Below are 18121 nucleotides of genomic sequence, written 5' to 3' on the forward strand. Positions count from 1 at the left end.
GAGGCACCTAAACACGGATCGGCGGTGACCCGCCAGGGGGTCACCGCCGATCATGTTCTGACCTGCGAGAACGCTATTTACCGGCCCGCAGGGCCCACCTCGAGCTCGATCGTGGAGCCGTCCTTGGCTTCCTTCTTGATCTTGATCTTGGTGTTGGTGTCAGTGACCTGGACGCTGCCGGTCGGGTTCGCCGGGTCCCAGTAGGTGTTGGTGCGGTCGTTGAAGACCGGCACACCCTTCGAGGACGGGACGTACGTGGCGACGTCCGCCTTGTGCAGCGTGATGGCGTCGGTGCGGAACGTGCTGAACGTGGCGTCGTAGGTCTGGATGCGGTTGCGCATCAGGGTGCCGTCGGACCACTTCAGCGCGGTCGGGTGGGAGTCGATCGGGAGGATCAGACCCGCGCCCGGGTGCACGCTGGTGTTGTTGTCCAGCTGGGAGGTGTCCCACTTCCAGATCAGCAGGCCGTTCTGGTAGGCGTAGTGCTCCACCCAGTCCGGACGGCTGTTCGCGAAGCCGAAGTTGTACGGGCCGACCTTGAGCGTCTTGTCGTACGACACGTACTGCCGGTTCTCGGCGATGTAGTACTGCTCGTAGTCGTTGGTGAACGACGCGCCGATGCGGGAGAAGCCCTTCGCCGTCCAGGCGGCGTCGGCCGTCTCGGCGTTGTCCGTGAACAGCGCGGTGCCGTCCGCCGTCACCGTGATCGCGTCGGCCGTGAAGCCCTTCAGGGCGACACCGCCGTCGGTCTGGTAGCGGAAGCGCAGGTCGATCTTCTGGCCCGCGTAGGCGTCCAGCGGGTACACCAGCTTCTTGTGGCCGTCGACCGTGCCGTGCAGGGCCGGCTTGTCGCTGCCGTCCCGCGGGATCGGCTGACCGTCCACCGTGCCGTCCAGGGCGGTCCAGTTGGCGCCGCCGTCGGTGGACACCTCGGTGTAGAGGAAGTCGTAGTCGGACTCGATCTCGTACCAGCCGTCCAGGGACAGCTCGGCCGACGACCTGCCGGTGAGGTCGACGCTGCGGGTGAGGGTGTTCCGCAGGTCGTCACCGCTGCCGCTCCACCACTGGGTGCTGCCCTCGGCCGGAGTGACGACCTCGGTGGTGACGGCCTTCTTCGGGAGCTGGACGACCAGCGCCTGCTTGTGCTTGGTGTTGTACTCGGCGACGCCCAGCTTGTGCCAGGAGTTGACGCCGGCCTTGGCGATGTCGTAGTTCAGCCAGCCGAGCTGGAGCTTGTCCCAGGCGGTCATGTCGCCGGGCAGGTTGCCGATCTCGTTCTTGCCGGTGCCCAGCCAGGAACCGGAGGACATCAGCGTCCAGAAGCCGGTGGCGTTCTCGCCGCCCTGGGTGTCGTAGAGGTCCGGCAGGCCGAGGTCGTGGCCGTACTCGTGGGCGAAGACGCCGAGTCCGCCGTTCTCGGGCTGGATGGTGTAGTCGCCGACCCAGATCCCGGTGTTGCCGATCTGCGTGCCGCCGAGCTTGTTGTTCTCGGGGCCGGTGGCGCCGGCGTCGGTGCCGAAGGCGTACCAGCGGTGGGCCCAGATCGCGTCCTCGCCCTGGGCGCCGCCGCCGGCGGACTCGTCCTCACCGGCGTGCACGATCTGGAAGTGGTCGATGTAACCGTCGGACTCGTTGAAGTCGCCGTCGCCGTCGAAGTCGTAGCGGTCCCACAGGTCGTACTGGGAGAGCTGCGCCTTGATCTGGGCGTCGGTCCGTCCCGCGGCCTTCTGCTGCTCGGCCCAGGCGGTGACGCCGTCCTGCACCGCGTACCAGGCGCAGTTGTCGGGCACGCACTTGTTGGAGCCGTAGCGGGCCTCGTTGTAGGGCACCTTGACCCAGTCGGAGACCTCGCCGTCCACGGAGTAGCGGCCCGAGGACTGCTTCTCGAAGTAGGTCTTGACCGAGTCGACGCCCTTGCCGGACCCGAAGTACAGGTCCTCGAAGTGCTGCTGGTCGTAGTCCTCCTGCCAGGCCGTGGAGTTGTCCACCTCACGGTCCGGCTCGGCGATCTGGTTGTGCAGGGGTCCCGGGGTGCCGCCGTAGCGGCTGTCGATCTTGTCGCCGAACTCCACCAGGATGGTGAAGATCTTGTCGGTCTTCTCCCGGCCGAGCTCGACGTACTTGCTGTCGCCCTTCTTGCTCTTGAGCTGGACGACCTTCGAACCGTCGCGGTTCTTGACCGACGTCCTGCCGGACAGCACCTGGTTGAGTGCCTCCTCGCGCTGGGCCGCCTGCGTCTTGGAGAGCGGGCCCTCGAGGTCGTGGTCGACGTGGTTCTTCGACGCCGGGTCGTGCCGGTCCACGGCGCTGGGACGGTCGGCCGGGTCGGCCGAGTCCGCCTGCGCCACGGTGAACGCAGAGCAGGTGGCGGTGGCCGCCGCAAGGGCCACGCCTATCGCGGCCGCTCTGAACGTCCAGGGTCTACTGGTCACTTGAGATCCCCTCCCGCGTGCCTGCGCGCGGCCGAAGGAGGTTCCGTCTGTGGAAGGTCCCGCGCGCACGTGATCAACGCGTGTAGTCAAGTGACGTCATTTGACTAGAGGTTCGTCAGAAAAAACAGACCTTGACTTGAACAGATCAAACACGTTATGCGGAGCGGCGTTTCGCATTGCGGACAGTTCCGTGCGAAACCCCGGCGGGCGCGTCTCCGCGGCCCCGTGTGGGGCGCCATGAATCCGTGCGCCCCCTGTGCACCGGCCCTGTAGGTCAGGTCACGCTTACCGTCCGTTCCCCTCGGGCACGCTCGCGGTTAGAGTCGCTTGGCGGAACGCCCTTGAGCCGGTGGAAAGCCAGGCCGACAGCCCCCGACTTCCGAGGACACGATGGCCATGCCCCGTCCGACTGTCGCTCAGTTCGCCTACGGCTCGTGCGCCGTGATCCTGTCGACCCTCGCGTTGCTGCTGCTGTCCGGGACGAGTTCCGGCGCGGGCGTCGCGGCGGTGGCCGTCGTGGCGCTCGCCCTGGGACTCGTGGTGGCCGTGCGCGTACCGGGCCCCCGGTCCCGGCGCCCCGCCGTGACCCGGCCCGCGACGCCGCTCCCGGTGCGGGCCACGGTGCCGTCCCCGTCCCGCGAGCAGGTCCGCGAACCGGTCCACGAGCGGGCGGCGTCCTGACGCTCCCTCCGTCCCGTGAGACGCTCCCCGGCCGCCCGGCCGGGGTGGCCCGCGGTGCGGCGGCCGGGTCTCACTGGGCCGTGACCACGACGGTTCTGGCCGCCTTGTCGTGCAGACCCTGCTTGTAGGGCCGGTCGAAGTAGCTCCAGCCGCCCGCGATCGCGGTCCACACGCAGGCGCAGCAGAAGGCGAACGGCAGCCACAGCACGGCCGCGCGGACCAGCGCGGTCTGCACGGAGGGGTTGGAGCCGTCGGCGAGGTTGGCCACCCGCAGGCCCAGCCACTTCTTGCCCAGGGTGCGGCCGTAGCGGACGGCCATGAAGGTGTCGTACGCGATGTAGAGGGCCGCGGCGATGACCGACTGGGCGAAGCCGTTGCCGACGTTGACCTGGTCGCCGTCGAAGTTGTACTCGCTGACCCCGACCGGCCAGGTGAGCAGCCAGACGACGATGCCGACGAGGATCATGTCGATGATGCGGGCGAGCGTGCGCCGGGCGCTGTCGGCGAGCGGGGGCATCCCGGCCAGCGGGTCGCCCGGCCCGCCGCCGTAGGGACCGCCGCCCGGGCCGCCCCCGTACGGGCCGCCGGGTCCGCCCCCGTACGGGCCGCCGCTCCCGCCGTAGGGGCCGCCCGCTCCCCCGCCGCCGTAGGGCCCTGAGGCGCCGCCGCCCTCGTACGGGCCGCTGCCGCCCTGACCGGGCGGGGGCGGGCCGCCGGGGGTGTCGTACGGGGAGCCGGGGGCGCCCGGCGGGGGCTGTTTCCTGAACGGGTCGTCGTCCGGCGGCTGCTTCCGGAACGGGTCCTCGTCCGGCGGCTGCTGACCGGGGCCGGGGGGAGGTTCGGTGGTCATGCCCCCGATCCGATCCCGAACCCCGCGCCCCCGCATCCGGCGGGCCGCCGTCCGGGGTACCGGCGCCCGCCGAACCGATGCGTCGTCAGGGCTCCGTCAGGCGGCGGCCACGAAGGTGTGCGCGGCCTTGTCGTGCCAGCACTGCCGCCAGGGCTTGTCGAACAGGCACCACAGCACGCCGACGACCCCGACCACGAGCAGTCCGGGCACGCTGTAGACCAGCCAGCGCCGCAGCGCCGCGCCGAACCCGGGCGCCTCGTGCGCCTCGATGTCCCGCACCTCGATGCCCAGGAGCCTCTTGCCCAGCGTGCGGCCCCACTTGACGGTGGGCAGCACCTCGAGGAGCACCCCGCCCAGCAGCAGGACGGCGAGGACGATGCCGAGGTGGACGGCGGTGGTGCCGTCGATCAGCCACACCGTGACGGTCCGTCCGGACAGCTTGGCCGCCTCGATCTTCCCGTCGATGTGGTCCAGCGCCTTCATGCCGAGCGGCACGGCGGCCGCGGCGGTGACGGCGCCGAGGACCACCGTGTCGAGCAGGCGGGCGGCCAGCCGCCGGCCCAGGGCGGCCGGGCGGGCCGCGGCCTGACGGCGGGCGGCGGCCTGGAACACGTCGTCGACCGGCGGCTTCCAGGGCGCGACCGGCTGTTCCGGGGCGGCGCCCGCGAGCCGGTGCACCTGCTGCGGCCAGGAGGGCTGCCCGCCCCCGGGGCCGGACGTCAGCGGGGCCGAGGCGGCCGGGGCCGCCGCTGCTGCCGGGGCCGCTGCCGCCGCCGGAGCCGCCGGGACGGACGCGGCCGGAGCGGCGGAGGCGGGGCCGGTGGTCTGCGCGGGCACGCCGGGCGCGGTGGCCTGCTGCGGGCCGGACGGCGGGGCGGGGGGCGCGGACGCCGACGCGGCGGCGGCGCGCTCGGCCGCGGCCTTCCCCGCGGTGAAGCCGGGCCGCCCGCCGCCGGGCGCGCTCCCGGTGTTGTTCTCCCCGGCGCGCGGGGGGACGGCGCGGAAGGTCATCGTGCCCTCGTCGGGGGACGCCGCCGCGCCGCCGGACGGGCCCTGCTGCTGCGCGGAGCCGGCCGTGGGCCTGCGGAACACGAACGTCCCGTCGGGCCGCGGGGCGTCCGGGGCGGCGGCCGCCGGTTCGGACACGGCCGGGCCGCTCTGCCCCGCGGGCGGGGTGTGCGGCACGCGGGGGTCGGCGCCTGCGGTCCCCCAGGAGACCTTGCGGTCCTGGTCGCCGCCGAAGCCGGACTGGCGGGAGCGGTCGGCGCCCCAGGCGGAGGCGGGCTCGGGCCGGCTGCCGTGCTGGGCGTCGGCCGGGGACGGGACCGCCGGGGCCCCGCCCGCCGGGGCGGGCGCCTCGTCCGGGTCCTCGTCGAAGAAGTGCGGGCCGGTCTCCTCCACGGACGGCACGGCCGGGGCGGCGCCGGAGGGCGCGGCCGGCGCCGCGCCCGGCGGCGGGGCGAGCGGCTCGCCGTCGGCCGGTGCCGGACGGCTGGTGCCCGGCACCCAGGAGGCGCCGTTCCAGTACCGGACGTATCCGGGAATGGAGGGGTCCGGGTAGTACCCCTCGCGGGGCCTGTCGTCTCCGGGTGCCGGGGTTGGGGCGCTCATGTCCGTCGTCCCGTATCTGCTCGAGGGATGGGTCGGGGGCCACCACATCTATCAGACGGGCGGGGGCCGGACGTCCCGTCCGGCCGGAGCCCACCCCTTTCGGGCACCTTCTCGTTCAGAAGAGCTTGCCCGGGTTCAGAATGTTCAGCGGATCGAAAGCGTGCTTCACGGCCCGCTGCATCTCCATGCTCACGGGGCCCGCCTCCCGCGCCAGCCACTCCTTCTTCAGCACGCCGACGCCGTGCTCGCCGGTGATGGTGCCGCCGAGCTCCAGGCCGAGCGCCATGATCTCGTCGAAGGACTCGCGGGCCCGCCGGGACTCGTCCGGGTCGGAGGCGTCGAAGCAGACCGTGGGGTGGGTGTTGCCGTCGCCTGCGTGGGCGACGACGCCGATGGTCAGCCCGTGCTTCCTGGAGATCCGCTCGACGCCCTCGATCAGCTCGCCCAGCCGGGAGCGGGGCACGCACACGTCGTCGATCATCGTGGTGCCCTTGACGGCCTCCAGCGCGACCAGGGACATCCGGCGGGCCTGGAGCAGCATCTCCGACTCGGCGGCGTCCTCGGCGGGGACGACCTGGGTGGCGCCGGCCTCCTCGCACAGCGCGCCGAGGGCGGCGAGGTCGGCGGCGGGGTCGGTGGTGTCGAACGCGGCCAGCAGCAGCGCCTCGGTGGACTCCGGCAGGCCCATGCGGGCCATGTCGTTGACCGCCTTGACCGTGGTGCGGTCCATCAGTTCGAGCAGGGACGGGACGTGACCGCCGGCCATGATGCGGCACACCGCCTCGCTCGCGGCGGCCCCGGAGGCGAACTCGGCGGCCAGCACCAGCTGCTCCGGCGGCTTGGGCCGCAGCGCGAGGACCGCGCGGACGACGATGCCGAGGGACCCCTCGGAGCCGACGAACAGCCGGGTCAGGTCGTAGCCGGCGACGCCCTTGACGGTGCGGCGGCCGGTGGTCAGCAGCCGCCCGTCGGCGAGGACGACGTCCAGGCCGAGGACGTACTCCGCGGTCACGCCGTACTTCACGCAGCACAGGCCGCCCGAGGCGGTGCCGATGTTGCCGCCGATGGTGCACATCTCCCAGCTGGAGGGGTCCGGCGGGTAGGCGAGGCCGTGCTCGGCGACCGCGCGGGAGAGCGCGGCGTTGATCACGCCCGGCTCGACGACGGCGATCCGGTCGACCGGGTCGATCTCCAGGATGCGGTCCATCCTGGTCAGCGAGAGCACGATGCAGCCGTCGGTGGCGTTGGCGGCGCCGGACAGGCCGGTGCGGGCGCCCTGCGGGACGACCGGCACCCGGAGCTCGGTGGCGGTGCGCATGACGTGCTGGACCTGCTCGACCGTCCGGGGCAGCACCACCGCCGCGGGGCTGCCCGCCGGACAGAAGCTCGCCATGTCGTGGGCGTAGGAGGCCGTGACGTCCGGGTCGGTGAGGACGGCCTCCGCGGGGAGGCCGCCGAGCAGCCGGTCGACGAGAGGTCCGGCCGCCACCGTGTCTTCATCGCGTCGCGCTTCGATACGGCTCATGATCACAGCGTGGCACCCGGGGCCATCGGTGTGAACCCCACGGGGGCGGCCGGGCCCCGTCGGAGTGTGATGATCATATGCAGGCGGGGTGTGACGCACAGTGTGCGCCATGGACGACAAGCCTCGTGCGCACCGGCGGAGGCTCCGCCGCGCGCTGCTCGCCTCGGCCGCCGGGGCCGCCGTGCTGGGCGGGGTGCTGGTGACGCTGCCGTGGGGCGGGCAGCCGCCGCCCCCGGCCCCCACCCCTCAGGAGCGCGCCCTGGCCGCGGTGACCAGCGGCGTCCCGGCCGCGCTGCCCGACCTGGAGGCGCTGGCCGCGGAGCGCGAGCGGCATCTGCGCACGCACCCCGGGGACGCGCGGGCCTGGGCCGAGCTGGGCGCGGCCCGGGTGGAGCAGGGGCTGCGGCTGGCCGACCCCCGGTACTGGCCGCGCGCCGAGAAGGCGCTGCGCACCGCCCTGAAGGTGCGGAAGGACCATGTGCCGACGCTGCGGACGATGGCCGTGCTGGCGAACGCCCGCCGTGACTACGCGGGCGCCCGCGCCTGGGGCGAGGCGGCGCGGAAGCTGGAGCCCGAGCGGTGGACGACGTACCCGCCGCTGATCGAGGCGTCCGCCGGGCTCGGCGACGACGAGGAGACCGGCCGGCTGCTGGAGAAGCTCGCGAAGCTGCGCTCGGGCCCGGAGGTGATGGCGCGGGCGGCGGCCGTGTACCGGGACCGGGGCTGGCGGGAGGACGCGGCCGCGAAGCTCACGGACGCCGCGTCGGCCGCCGGGGAGCCCGCCGAGCGCGCGGCCTACCTGGAGCGGGCCGGGCAGCTCGCCTGGGAGCGCGGCGACCGGGAGGACGCGCTGCGCCGCTTCCAGGAGGCGGTGCGCACCGACCCCGACCAGCGGGCGGCTCAGGCCGGACAGGGCAGGGTGCTGGCGGCGCTGGGCCGCACGACGGAGGCGCTGAGCGCGTACCGCACGGCGCTGGCGAAGCACCCGCGGCCGGAGTACGCCCTGGAGCTGGGCGAGCTGTACGAGTCGCTGGGGATGCGGCAGGCCGCCGACGCGCGGTACGCGCTGCTGCGGGAGCGGGTCCGGCTGGCCGCCGCGCACGGCGCGGACGAGGAGCTGGTGCTGGGCCGGTTCGAGGCCGACCACGGGGACGCGGAGGCGGCGGTGCGACGGCTGCGGGCGGAGTGGAAGCGGCAGCCGTCGACGGAGGTGGCGGACGCGCTGGGCTGGGCGCTGCACCGGGCCGGGGAGCACGAGGAGGCGCTGCCGTTCGCGGTGCGGGCCACGGAGGGCACCGAGGGCGGGGGCGTGCGCAGCGCGCTGTTCGCCTACCACCGGGGGATGATCGAGGATTCCCTGGAGCGGTACGGGGCCGCGCGCCGCCATCTGACGGAGGCGCTGCGGATCAACCCCTGGTTCTCGCCGCTGCACGCGCCGCGCGCGAAGGAGGCGCTGGCCCGCCTGGGTGAGCCGTCCGTCCAGGCGGGCCCCGAGTCCTCCTGACCGGAGGGCGCGGTGCGGGGCGCGGCGCCTACAGGTTGCCGCGCCTGGCCTGCTCGCGCTCGATCGCCTCGAACAGGGCCTTGAAGTTGCCCTTGCCGAAGCCCATGGAGCCGTGGCGCTCGATCATCTCGAAGAAGACGGTCGGGCGGTCCTGGACCGGCTTGGTGAAGATCTGCAGCAGGTAGCCGTCCTCGTCGCGGTCGACGAGGATCTTCAGCTCGCGCAGCGTCTCCACCGGCACGCGGGTCTCGCCCGCCCACTCGCCGAGGGTGTCGTAGTACGAGTCCGGGGTGTCCAGGAACTGCACGCCCGCGGCGCGCATCTGGCGGACGGTGTGCACGATGTCGTTGGTGTTCAGCGCGATGTGCTGGACGCCGGCGCCGCCGTAGAACTCCAGGTACTCGTCGATCTGGGACTTCTTCTTGGCGATGGCGGGCTCGTTGATCGGGAACTTGACCTTGAGCGTGCCGTCGGCCACCACCTTCGACATCAGCGCGCTGTACTCGGTCGCGATGTCGTCGCCCACGAACTCCTTCATGTTCGTGAAGCCCATGACCTTGTTGTAGAACTCGACCCACTCGTTCATGCGGCCGAGCTCGACGTTGCCGACGCAGTGGTCGATGGCCTGGAAGGACCGCTTGGCCGGCGGCTCGACCATCGGGTCGGCGGCGACGTAGCCGGGCAGGTAGGGGCCGTCGTAGCCGCCGCGCTCGACCAGGGTGTGCCGGGTCTTGCCGTAGGTGGCGATGGCGGCCAGCACGACGGTGCCGTGCTCGTCCTTCAGCTCGTACGGCTCGGCGACGGAGGTGGCGCCGTGCTCGATCGCGTACGCGTAGGCGGCGCGGGCGTCCGGCACCTCGATGGCGAGGTCGATCACCCCGTCGCCGTGCGCGGCCACGTGGTCCTCCAGGAAGGCGCCCCACTCGGTGGACCGCTTGACGACCGAGGTGAGGACGAAGCGGGCCGAGCCGCTCTCCAGCACGTAGGAGGCGGTCTCGCGGCTGCCGTTCTCCGGTCCGGAGTAGGCGACGAGCTGCATGCCGAAGGCGGTGGAGTAGTAGTGCGCCGCCTGCTTGGCGTTGCCCACGGCGAAGACGACCGCGTCCATTCCCTTGACCGGGAAGGGGTCTGCCTGCCGTGCGGTGTCGGGAGCGGTGTGTGTGGTCTGCGTCATAGGGGCAGAGTGGAACAGCCCTGCAAGGTGCGCAATAGTTCGCCCATTCACTGGGCAACATGCCCAGCCGAACGCCCGTATCGGCGGGCTTTCTGTACAGGATGACCACTGGGGAGAGCGGTATGGCGATCGATCATCTGGACGGGCGGATCATCCTGCTGCTGGCGCGCGAGCCGCGGATCGGGGTGCTGGAGATGTCCCGCCGGCTGGGGGTGGCGCGCGGGACCGTGCAGGCCCGCCTGGACCGCCTTCAGTCGAACGGAGTCATCCGCGGATTCGGCCCCCAGGTGGATCCCGCGGCCCTCGGCTACCCGGTCACCGCGTTCGCCACCCTGCAGATCAGACAGGGCCAAGGCGCCGACGTACGAGCCCACTTGGCGACCGTGCCCGAGGTCCTGGAGCTGCACACCACCACCGGGACGGGGGACATGCTGTGCCGGCTGGTGGCTCGCTCGAACGCCGATCTCCAGCGGGTGATCGACCGCGTCGTCGGTTTTGATGGCATCGTCCGGGCGTCCACGGCGATCGTCATGGAGAACCCCGTTCCGCTGCGGATCATCCCGCTGGTGGAGCAGGCCGCGCTCGGCGAATGACCGGACCTGGCCGAGCTGGGGTGAGCGGATGTGAACTTCTGGGAGTACCTGGAGAGCCGGCACCAGCAACTGCTCATCGACGCCTACCAGCACGCCAGCGTCGTCTTCCAGTGCATGGTGGTGGCCACCGCCATCGGCGTGCTGATCGGGATCCTCACCTACCGCAGCGAGTGGGCGGGCAGCCTCGCCACCACCGTCACCGCGACCCTGCTGACCGTCCCGGCGCTGGCCATGATCGGCCTTCTCATCCCGATCGTGGGGCTCGGCGTGGCGCCGACGGTGATCGCGCTGACCCTCTACGGGCTGCTGCCCGTCGTGCGCAACGCGATCGTCGGGCTGCGCGGGGTCGACCCGGCGCTGGTGGACGCGGCCACCGGCATCGGCATGTCCCGGCTGTCCCGGCTGGTCCGGGTGGAGCTGCCGCTGGCCTGGCCGCCGATCCTCACCGGCATCCGGGTCTCCACCCAGATGCTCATGGGCATCGCCGCCATCGCCGCCTTCGCCTCCGGACCCGGCCTGGGCAACCTGATCTTCCGCGGGATCGCCTCCCTGGGCAGCAAGAACGCGCTGAACCAGGTGCTCGCCGGCACCCTCGGGATCATCGTCCTGGCCCTGCTGTTCGACGCCGCGTACGTCCTGATCGGACGGCTGACCATCTCCAGGGGGATCCGTGCCTGAGTCCGGTACGACCGAGGCCGCTCCCCGGTCGGTCGGGGCGACCATCGAGCTGGAGGGCCTCACCAAGCGCTACCCGGGCAGCGACCGGCCCGCCGTCGACAACGTCAGCATGGAGATCGGGGCGGGTGAGACGGTGATCCTCGTCGGCCCCTCCGGGTGCGGGAAGTCCACCACCCTGAAGATGATCAACCGGCTGATCGAGCCGACCGGCGGCCGGATCCGCATCGGCGGCGAGGACGTCACCGACATGGACCCGGTGAAGCTGCGCCGCACCATCGGCTACGCGATCCAGGCGAGCGGGCTGTTCCCGCACATGACCGTCGCGCAGAACATCGCCCTGGTGCCGAAGATGCTGCGCTGGCCGTCCGCGCGGGTGCGGGACCGGGTCGAGGAGATGCTGGACCTGGTCGGCCTGGACCCCGGCGAGTTCCGCGACCGCTATCCGCGCCAGCTCTCCGGCGGCCAGCAGCAGCGGGTCGGCGTGGCGCGGGCGCTGGCCGCGGACCCGCCGGTGCTGCTGATGGACGAGCCGTTCGGCGCGGTCGACCCGATCACCCGGGACCACCTCCAGGACGAGCTGATCCGGCTCCAGCGGGAGCTGCACAAGACGATCGTCTTCGTCACCCACGACTTCGACGAGGCGATCAAGATCGGCGACCGGATCGCGGTGCTGCGCGAGCAGTCCCACATCGCCCAGTTCGACACCCCGGAGGCGATCCTCACCAACCCCGCCGACGACTTCGTGTCCGGCTTCGTCGGCGCGGGCGCGGCACTGAAGCGGCTCAACCTCACCCGGGTCAGGGACGTGCCGATCACCGACTACCCGACGGTGGGCGTCGACGACCCGCTCGACGAGATCTCCGCCCGGCTGCGCTCCGCCGGCACGGACGAGGTGCTGGTCCTGGACAAGCGGGGCCGCCCCTACAAGTGGCTGCGGCGCGGCGACATCGTGCGCGCCCAGGGTTCGCTGGCCCGCGCGGGCGTGCTGGTGCACGACACGGTGACCCGGGACGCGACCCTGCGGGACGCGCTGGAGGCGGTGCTCACCGACAACACGGGCCGCGTCGCGGTGACCGGGCGGCGCGGCGCGTACGAGGGTGTCGTGGACGTGGAGACGCTGATGAACTCCGTGCACGAGCTGCTGGAGGCGGACCGGCTGGAGGCGCGGGAGGCGCAGGCCGGCCTGGAGGAGCAGCGGGCCGCGCAGACGCACGCCGAGCAGGAGGGGGCGCACCCCCCGGGCGACCGCGGGGAGGCGCAGGCGTGAGGACCTCCGAGGGGCGGCGGCCCGAGGACGGGCCCGAGGCGCCCGAGGACGCGGGAGCGGACGGGGAGGAGGCCTCTCCCCCGCCCCGGCCTGCCGTGGCGCCCACGCGGGTGAGCTGGCAGAAGCTGACGCTCCTGCCGGTGCTGCTGATCGCCGTGCTGCTGGCGACGTGGCTGTGGTTCGAGCAGGCCGACCTGGACGCCCTCACCCGCAACGCGCTGTCGGACGGGCGGGTGTCGAAGGCGCTGTGGCAGCACATCGAGCTGACCGTGATCTCGACGTTCTTCGTGCTGATCATCGCCATCCCGCTGGGCATCCTGCTGACCCGGGGGCAGGCCGGCCGGGCCACCCCGGCGGTGATGGCGCTGGCCAACATCGGCCAGGCCACCCCGGCGATCGGTCTGCTGGCGCTGCTGGTGATCTGGCTGGGCATCGGCCGCCGGGCGGCCCTGATCGGCATCATCGCCTACGCCGTGCTGCCGGTGCTGTCCAACACCATCACCGGGCTGCGGGCCAACGACCCGGCGCTGCTGGAGGCGGCGCGCGGCATCGGCATGTCCCCGGTGGGCGTGCTCACGCGGGTGGAACTGCCGCTCGCCGTGCCGCTGATCCTCGCGGGCGTGCGCACCGCGCTGGTGCTGAACGTCGGCACGGCGACGCTCGCCACCTTCGGCGGGGGCGGCGGGCTCGGGGTGCTGATCACCACCGGGATCACCAGCCAGCGCATGCCGGTGCTCGTGGTGGGGTCGGTGCTCACCGTCGCGCTGGCCCTGCTGGTGGACTGGCTGGCCTCGCTGGCGGAGCTGCTGCTGCGTCCGCGCGGACTGGAGGCCGGGCCGTGAGCGGGCGTCCGGGGGTACGGCTGACGGTGGCGGCGGTGCTGCTGGCGGTGGTGTCGGGGTGCGGGCTGACCAGCGGGTCGCCCATGGTCGACGATGTGGAGCCGGGCACCGTCGGCCGGGGGAAGCCGCTGGAGGGCGCGACACTCACCGTCACCTCCAAGGAGTTCACCGAGCAGCTGATCCTCGGCGCGATCATGGGCATCGCCTTCCAGGCGGCGGGCGCGGAGGTGGTGGACCGGACGGGCATCCAGGGCTCGGTCGGCTCCCGGGAAGCGGTCGTCAAGGGCGAGGCGGACGCCGGGTTCGAGTACACGGGCACGGCGTGGATCACGTACCAGGGCAACAGCAGGCCGATCCCCGATCCGCGCGAGCAGTGGCTGGCGGTGCGGGACGCGGACCTGAAGAACGGCGTGACCTGGCTGGAGCCGTCGGAGCTGAACAACACGTACGCCCTGGCCATGAACCAGGCCAACTACGAGCGGTACCGCACCCGCACCCTGTCGGAGGTGGCGGAGCTGTCGAAGTCCGACCCGGGCGCGGTGACGCTGTGCGTGGAGGGCGAGTTCGCCAACCGCGAGGACGGGCTGCCCGGCATGCGGAAGGCGTACGGGATGGACATCCCCGCGGGCAACGTCACGCAGATGGACACCGGGATCATCTACACGCAGACGGCGAAGGGCGCCTGCACCTACGGCGAGGTGTTCACCACCGACGGGCGGATCAGGTCGATGAACCTGGTGGTGATGGAGGACGACAGGAAGTTCTTCCCCAACTACAACGCGGCCCCGACCGTGCACAGCGAGACCCTGAAGAAGTGGCCCGCGATCGCCGAGGTGCTGGCCCCGGTGACGGAGAAGCTGGACAACGACGTGGCGCAGACCCTCAACGCCCGGGTCGACGTCGACGGGGAGGACCCCCATCAGGTCGCGCTGGACTGGATGGTGGCCGAGGGGTTCGTGAAGGAGGGCTAGCGGGGAGCCGGGTCAGCAGCTCGGGACCTTCCCGGTGCCCTTCTCCAGCGCGACCAGCGCGTCGACGGCGCCGCGCAGCGTGGTCACGGGGACCAGGCGCAGGCCCTCGGGCAGTTCCGCCTTCGCCTCGGAGCACTCGTCGCGCGGGACGAGGAAGACGGTGGCGCCGTCCCGCCTGGCGGCCTGCGTCTTCAGCGGCACGCCGCCGACCGCGCCGACCCGGCCCTCGGCGTCGATGGTGCCGGTGCCGGCCACGACCCGGCCGCCGGTGAGGTCGCCGCCGCTGCCGTCGCCGTCCAGCTTGTCGACGATGCCGAGGGAGAACAGCAGTCCGGCGCTCGGGCCGCCGACGTCGGCGAGCTTCAGGGTGACGTCGACGCCCTGGTTCTCCCGGCCCAGGTACGACAGCGCGGCCCGGGTGGCCTCGTCCTGGGACTCCTTCATCTGCTTCCGGTTGAACTGCTCGATCTCCCGCACGTCGCCCCCGCCGGGGTAGACGGCGTCGCGGGGCATGACCGCCTCGTCGGTGCGGAACCAGCTGTCGATCACCTGCGGCAGACTGACGCGGGTGTCCGGCGAGGTCGCCTCGATGGTGGTCATCCGCAGCTGGCCCGTGGTCTTCCGCACGGGGGCGCCGGAGATGGTGATGACCTGCTGCCCCTTGTTCTCGCCGAGCACGTCGGCCGTCATCCCGGGCTGCGCCACGGAGAAGGGCAGCGGCGCGAGCACGGCGGTGGCCAGCAGCGCGGCGACCGGGGCGGCGCAGACGGCCAGGGCCTGGGGACGTGTGAGGCGAGTGAGCACGGTGCCAATCTAACGTGACGGGGGTGGGGGGCCGGCGGCCACCGGGGGGCAGGGGGCTGTCGCACGCCGGGTGCGGGCGGCACGGCGGCTGGAGGCGCCTGCCGCCTGCGGGCAGCCGTGCCGCTAGGGGCGGCACGGGTGGGCGCAGGCGGCACCCTCCAGCGGGCCCGCGCCCACACCCCCGTACGGCCACCGGGGTGCCGGGGGCTGTTGTACGCCGGGTGCGGGCGGCGCGGGGCTGGTCGCGCAGTTCCCCGCGCCCCTGGAAGGGCGCGCTGCCGCGCCCCCGGCGGCAATCGGGGTGCCGGGGACCGTTGCATGCCGGGTGCGGGCCGCACCGGGGCTGGGCGCGCAGTTCCCCGCGCCCCTGGAGGGGCGTTCAGCGCAGGGCCTCGGCGACCTCCCGGGCCGCCTCCACCACCCGCTTGCCGACCCGTTCCGGCACGACGTCCGCGAGCATGACGACGCCCACGCTGCCCTCGACGCCCGTGACACCCAGCAGCGGCGCGGCCGCCCCGCAGGCGCCGGTCTCCAGCTCGCCGTGGGTGAGGGTGTAGCCGGGGTCGCCGGGGGCCTTCTGCCGGGCGGCGAGTATCGCCTTGCCCGCCGCGCCGCGGTCCAGCGGGTGCCGGAAGCCGGCCCGGTAGGCCACGTGGTAGTCGGTCCACGACGGCTCCACCACCGCCACCGCGAGGGCCTCCGCCCCGTCGACCAGCGTCAGATGGGCGGTCGCGCCGATGTCCTCCGCGAGGGACCGCAGCGCCGGCATCGCCGCCTCCCGTACCAGCGGGTGCACCTGCCGTCCCAGCCGCAGCACGCCAAGGCCGACGCGGGCCCGGCCGCCCAGGTCGCGGCGGACCAGCGCGTGCTGCTCGAGCGTGGCGAGCAGCCGGTACACCACGGTCCGGTTCACGCCCAGTTTGTGGGAAAGCTCGGTGACGGTCAGCCCGTGGTCCGTGTCGGCGAGCAGCTTCAGGACCCGTAGGCCCCTGTCGAGCGTCTGAGAGGTCTCCGCGGTCACGACGCCCACTCCTTCAGTGGTGAGGTCGACGGCCCCCTCGCCGCATGTGCGTCACCGCGTCCCGGCGGTCACGCGCTTCAGAGGGCCGCCGATCGGCCGGCGGCCCGGACCAGTCCCGGGCACAGTCGCTTCACGGCTGCGCTCCGCGGCGGCGCTGCCACGGGGCGTGTGCGTAGCGGGGACAGTAGCGAGCCGGTCCGCTGAGCGGAAGGCTCCGTCCAGAATCCGGTCACCAGTTGAACAAACCGGTCACTTTTGTCCCGGTACGCACGCAGGGTGACCGCTCTCGCACGCCTCACCGTCCACAGATGACGCCCAGGCGTCTCACCGCATACGCGTGGCCCACTCCTGCACCTTGGCGATCCGCTGGCGCAGCTGTCCCGCGGTGGCCTCGGCGGAGGGCGGGCCGCCGCAGACCCGGCGCAGCTCGGTGTGGATCACGCCGTGCGGCTTGCCGCTCTGGTGGACGTAGGCGCCGACGAGCGAGTTGAGCTTCTTGCGCAGCTCCATCATCTCCTTGTGGGAGACCACGGGCCGCCGCTCGGCGGGCAGTTCGAGCAGGTCGGCCTCCTCGGCCGGCTTCTTCCTGCTGTGCGCGATCTGCCGGGCCTGCCGCTTCTGCAGCAGCAGCTGCACCTGGTCGGGCTCCAGCAGGCCGGGGATGCCGAGGTAGTCCTGCTCCTCCTCGCTGCCGGGGTGCGCCTGCATGCCGAACTCGGCGCCGTTGTACATGACCCGGTCGAAGACGGCGTCGGACTCCAGCGCCTCGAAGGGCAGCATGTCCTGCTCGCCGGTGTCCTCGTCCTGCTGCTTGTTCGCCTCGTCCATCTCCTTCTCGGACTCGGCGTACGGGTCCTCCTCGCCCTCCTTCTTGGGCTTGTCGAGGACGTGGTCGCGCTCGCGCTCCATCTCGTTGGCGAAACCGAGCAGGTCCGGCACGGTCGGCAGGAACACGGACGCGGTCTCGCCGCGCCGCCGGGACCGTACGAAACGGCCGACGGCCTGGGCGAAGAACAGGGGTGTGGAGATGGTGGTGGCGTACACGCCGACCGCGAGGCGCGGGACGTCGACGCCCTCGGACACCATGCGGACGGCGACCATCCAGCGGTCGTCGCTCGCGCTGAACTCGTCGATCCGCTGGGACGCGCCGGCGTCGTCGGAGAGGACCAGCGTGGCCTTGTGGCCGGTGATGTCGCGGATCAGCTTGGCGTAGGCGCGGGCGGACTCCTGGTCGGACGCGATGACCAGGGCGCCGGCGTCCGGGATGGCCTTCCTGACCTCGGTGAGCCGCTGGTCGGCGGCGCGCAGCACGGACGGCATCCACTCGCCGCGCGGGTCGAGGGCGGTGCGCCAGGCCTGGCTGATCGCGTCCTTGGTCATGGGCTCGCCCAGCCGGGCGGCGATCTCGTCGCCCGCCTTGGTGCGCCAGCGCATGTTGCCGCTGTACGACATGAAGATGACCGGCCTGACGACGCCGTCGGCGAGGGCGGAGCCGTACCCGTAGGTGTAGTCGGCCGACGACCGGCGGATCCCGTCGTCGCCCTCCTCGTACGTCACGAACGGGATGGGGTTGGTGTCCGAGCGGAACGGCGTACCGGTCAGCGCGAGGCGGCGGGTGGCCGGCTCGAACGCCTCCAGACACGCCTCGCCCCACGACTTCGAGTCGCCGGCGTGGTGGATCTCGTCCAGGATCACGAGCGTCTTGCGCTGCTCGACGCGGTTGCGGTGCAGCATGGGGCGCACGCCGACACCGGCGTACGTGACGGCGACGCCGTCGTACTCCTTGCCGAGCGGGCCCGCGCTGTACTCCGGGTCGAGCTTGATGCCTATCCGGGCGGCTGCCTCCGCCCACTGCTTCTTCAGGTGCTCGGTGGGCGCGACGACGGTCACCTGCTGCACGACGTGGTGGTGCAGCAGCCAGGACGCCAGCGTCAGCGCGAACGTGGTCTTTCCGGCGCCGGGCGTGGCGACCGCGAGGAAGTCACGGGGCTGGGCCTGGATGTACTTGTCCATCGCCCCCTGCTGCCAGGCGCGCAGCTTGCCGGCCGTGCCCCAGGGGGCACGGCCGGGGAAGGCCGGGGACAGGTGGTGCGAGGCGGTGCCGGCGGTGGTAGTCACGATCTCCGAGGGGTGGGTCGGTCGGCGCATCTGGGTGAGACAACCGGGCC

General features: G+C 72.6%; 15 protein-coding genes. 7 read left to right on the forward strand and 8 right to left on the reverse strand.

Features of this window, described 5'->3' with window-relative positions; translation table 11 throughout:
- Window positions 1–77 precede the first annotated feature (77 nt).
- Window positions 78–2432, reverse strand: coding sequence for an immune inhibitor A domain-containing protein (locus tag ACP7TJ_RS12095; protein ID WP_427763111.1), 2355 nt, complete (start codon window positions 2430–2432; stop codon window positions 78–80).
- Between the two features lie 396 nt (window positions 2433–2828).
- Between ACP7TJ_RS12095 and ACP7TJ_RS12100 the strand changes: the two genes are divergently transcribed.
- Window positions 2829–3113 (forward strand): hypothetical protein, encoded by a 285-nt coding sequence (locus tag ACP7TJ_RS12100; protein ID WP_167741912.1) that lies wholly within the window; start codon window positions 2829–2831, stop codon window positions 3111–3113.
- A 70-nt stretch (window positions 3114–3183) separates the two neighbouring features.
- Here the strand turns inward: ACP7TJ_RS12100 and ACP7TJ_RS12105 are convergent, their stop codons facing one another.
- The 3 genes from ACP7TJ_RS12105 to ACP7TJ_RS12115 form a co-directional block, all read right to left on the reverse strand.
- Window positions 3184–3963, reverse strand: coding sequence for an RDD family protein (locus tag ACP7TJ_RS12105; protein ID WP_167741913.1), 780 nt, complete (start codon window positions 3961–3963; stop codon window positions 3184–3186).
- Between the two features lie 96 nt (window positions 3964–4059).
- Entirely contained in the window at window positions 4060–5574 is a 1515-nt protein-coding gene (locus ACP7TJ_RS12110) for an RDD family protein (RefSeq protein WP_427763113.1), read from the reverse strand.
- Window positions 5575–5689: 115 nt separating this feature from the next.
- A complete protein-coding gene (locus ACP7TJ_RS12115) occupies window positions 5690–7105 on the reverse strand; it encodes an FAD-binding oxidoreductase (RefSeq protein ID WP_427763115.1) in 1416 nt (471 codons plus the stop codon).
- A gap of 103 nt (window positions 7106–7208) precedes the next feature.
- Between ACP7TJ_RS12115 and ACP7TJ_RS12120 the strand changes: the two genes are divergently transcribed.
- A complete protein-coding gene (locus ACP7TJ_RS12120; RefSeq protein ID WP_427763117.1) occupies window positions 7209–8603 on the forward strand; it encodes a tetratricopeptide repeat protein in 1395 nt (464 codons plus the stop codon).
- Between the two features lie 28 nt (window positions 8604–8631).
- Here ACP7TJ_RS12120 and hppD read toward each other — a convergent pair whose 3' ends face one another.
- Window positions 8632–9777, reverse strand: coding sequence for a 4-hydroxyphenylpyruvate dioxygenase (gene hppD, locus ACP7TJ_RS12125; RefSeq protein ID WP_266546454.1), 1146 nt, complete (start codon window positions 9775–9777; stop codon window positions 8632–8634).
- 122 nt (window positions 9778–9899) lie between these two features.
- On the opposite strand from hppD, the gene ACP7TJ_RS12130 reads away from it, so the two are divergent.
- The 5 genes from ACP7TJ_RS12130 to ACP7TJ_RS12150 are packed head-to-tail and all read left to right on the forward strand — an operon-like array spanning window position 9900 to window position 14128.
- Window positions 9900–10370, forward strand: coding sequence for an Lrp/AsnC family transcriptional regulator (locus ACP7TJ_RS12130; RefSeq protein WP_006134418.1), 471 nt, complete (start codon window positions 9900–9902; stop codon window positions 10368–10370).
- 30 nt (window positions 10371–10400) lie between these two features.
- A complete protein-coding gene (locus ACP7TJ_RS12135) occupies window positions 10401–11048 on the forward strand; it encodes an ABC transporter permease (RefSeq protein WP_093767110.1) in 648 nt (215 codons plus the stop codon).
- The gene (locus tag ACP7TJ_RS12140) at window positions 11041–12315 is read left to right on the forward strand and encodes a betaine/proline/choline family ABC transporter ATP-binding protein (RefSeq protein WP_093767109.1); all 1275 of its coding nucleotides are present in this window, start codon (window positions 11041–11043) and stop codon (window positions 12313–12315) included. The genes ACP7TJ_RS12135 and ACP7TJ_RS12140 overlap by 8 nt, the downstream gene beginning before the upstream one ends.
- Complete coding sequence (locus ACP7TJ_RS12145) at window positions 12312–13157, forward strand: ABC transporter permease (protein WP_167741919.1); 846 nt, start codon at window positions 12312–12314, stop codon at window positions 13155–13157. Before ACP7TJ_RS12140 ends, ACP7TJ_RS12145 begins: the two co-directional genes overlap by 4 nt.
- On the forward strand, window positions 13154–14128 hold the full coding sequence (locus ACP7TJ_RS12150; protein WP_367453860.1) for a glycine betaine ABC transporter substrate-binding protein: 975 nt from the start codon (window positions 13154–13156) through the stop codon (window positions 14126–14128). The genes ACP7TJ_RS12145 and ACP7TJ_RS12150 overlap by 4 nt, the downstream gene beginning before the upstream one ends.
- Window positions 14129–14140: 12 nt before the next feature.
- Here the strand turns inward: ACP7TJ_RS12150 and ACP7TJ_RS12155 are convergent, their stop codons facing one another.
- The 3 genes from ACP7TJ_RS12155 to ACP7TJ_RS12165 form a co-directional block, all read right to left on the reverse strand.
- A complete protein-coding gene (locus tag ACP7TJ_RS12155) occupies window positions 14141–14932 on the reverse strand; it encodes a S16 family serine protease (RefSeq protein WP_167741920.1) in 792 nt (263 codons plus the stop codon).
- Window positions 14933–15311: 379 nt separating this feature from the next.
- Window positions 15312–15953 (reverse strand): IclR family transcriptional regulator, encoded by a 642-nt coding sequence (locus tag ACP7TJ_RS12160; protein ID WP_093767105.1) that lies wholly within the window; start codon window positions 15951–15953, stop codon window positions 15312–15314.
- 324 nt (window positions 15954–16277) lie between these two features.
- Window positions 16278–18101: a DEAD/DEAH box helicase gene (locus ACP7TJ_RS12165; RefSeq protein ID WP_367548695.1), complete on the reverse strand. Its 1824-nt coding sequence runs from the start codon at window positions 18099–18101 to the stop codon at window positions 16278–16280.
- Window positions 18102–18121: the final 20 nt, after the last annotated feature.

Origin of the sequence: Streptomyces sp. DSM 41931 (assembly GCF_050271085.1) — a bacterium.
Taxonomy (GTDB): Bacteria; Actinomycetota; Actinomycetes; order Streptomycetales; family Streptomycetaceae; genus Streptomyces; species Streptomyces albogriseolus.

Bases quoted from the DNA above. Each gene is read 5' to 3' on its own strand.
- ACP7TJ_RS12105 (WP_167741913.1), bottom strand. From the start codon at position 3,963: ATGACCACCGAACCTCCCCCCGGCCCCGGTCAGCAGCCGCCGGACGAG.
- ACP7TJ_RS12165 (WP_367548695.1), bottom strand. From the start codon at position 18,101: ATGCGCCGACCGACCCACCCCTCGGAGATCGTGACTACCACCGCCGGC.
- ACP7TJ_RS12110 (WP_427763113.1), bottom strand. From the start codon at position 5,574: ATGAGCGCCCCAACCCCGGCACCCGGAGACGACAGGCCCCGCGAGGGG.
- ACP7TJ_RS12120 (WP_427763117.1), top strand. From the start codon at position 7,209: ATGGACGACAAGCCTCGTGCGCACCGGCGGAGGCTCCGCCGCGCGCTG.
- ACP7TJ_RS12130 (WP_006134418.1), top strand. From the start codon at position 9,900: ATGGCGATCGATCATCTGGACGGGCGGATCATCCTGCTGCTGGCGCGC.
- hppD (WP_266546454.1), bottom strand. From the start codon at position 9,777: ATGACGCAGACCACACACACCGCTCCCGACACCGCACGGCAGGCAGAC.
- ACP7TJ_RS12100 (WP_167741912.1), top strand. From the start codon at position 2,829: ATGCCCCGTCCGACTGTCGCTCAGTTCGCCTACGGCTCGTGCGCCGTG.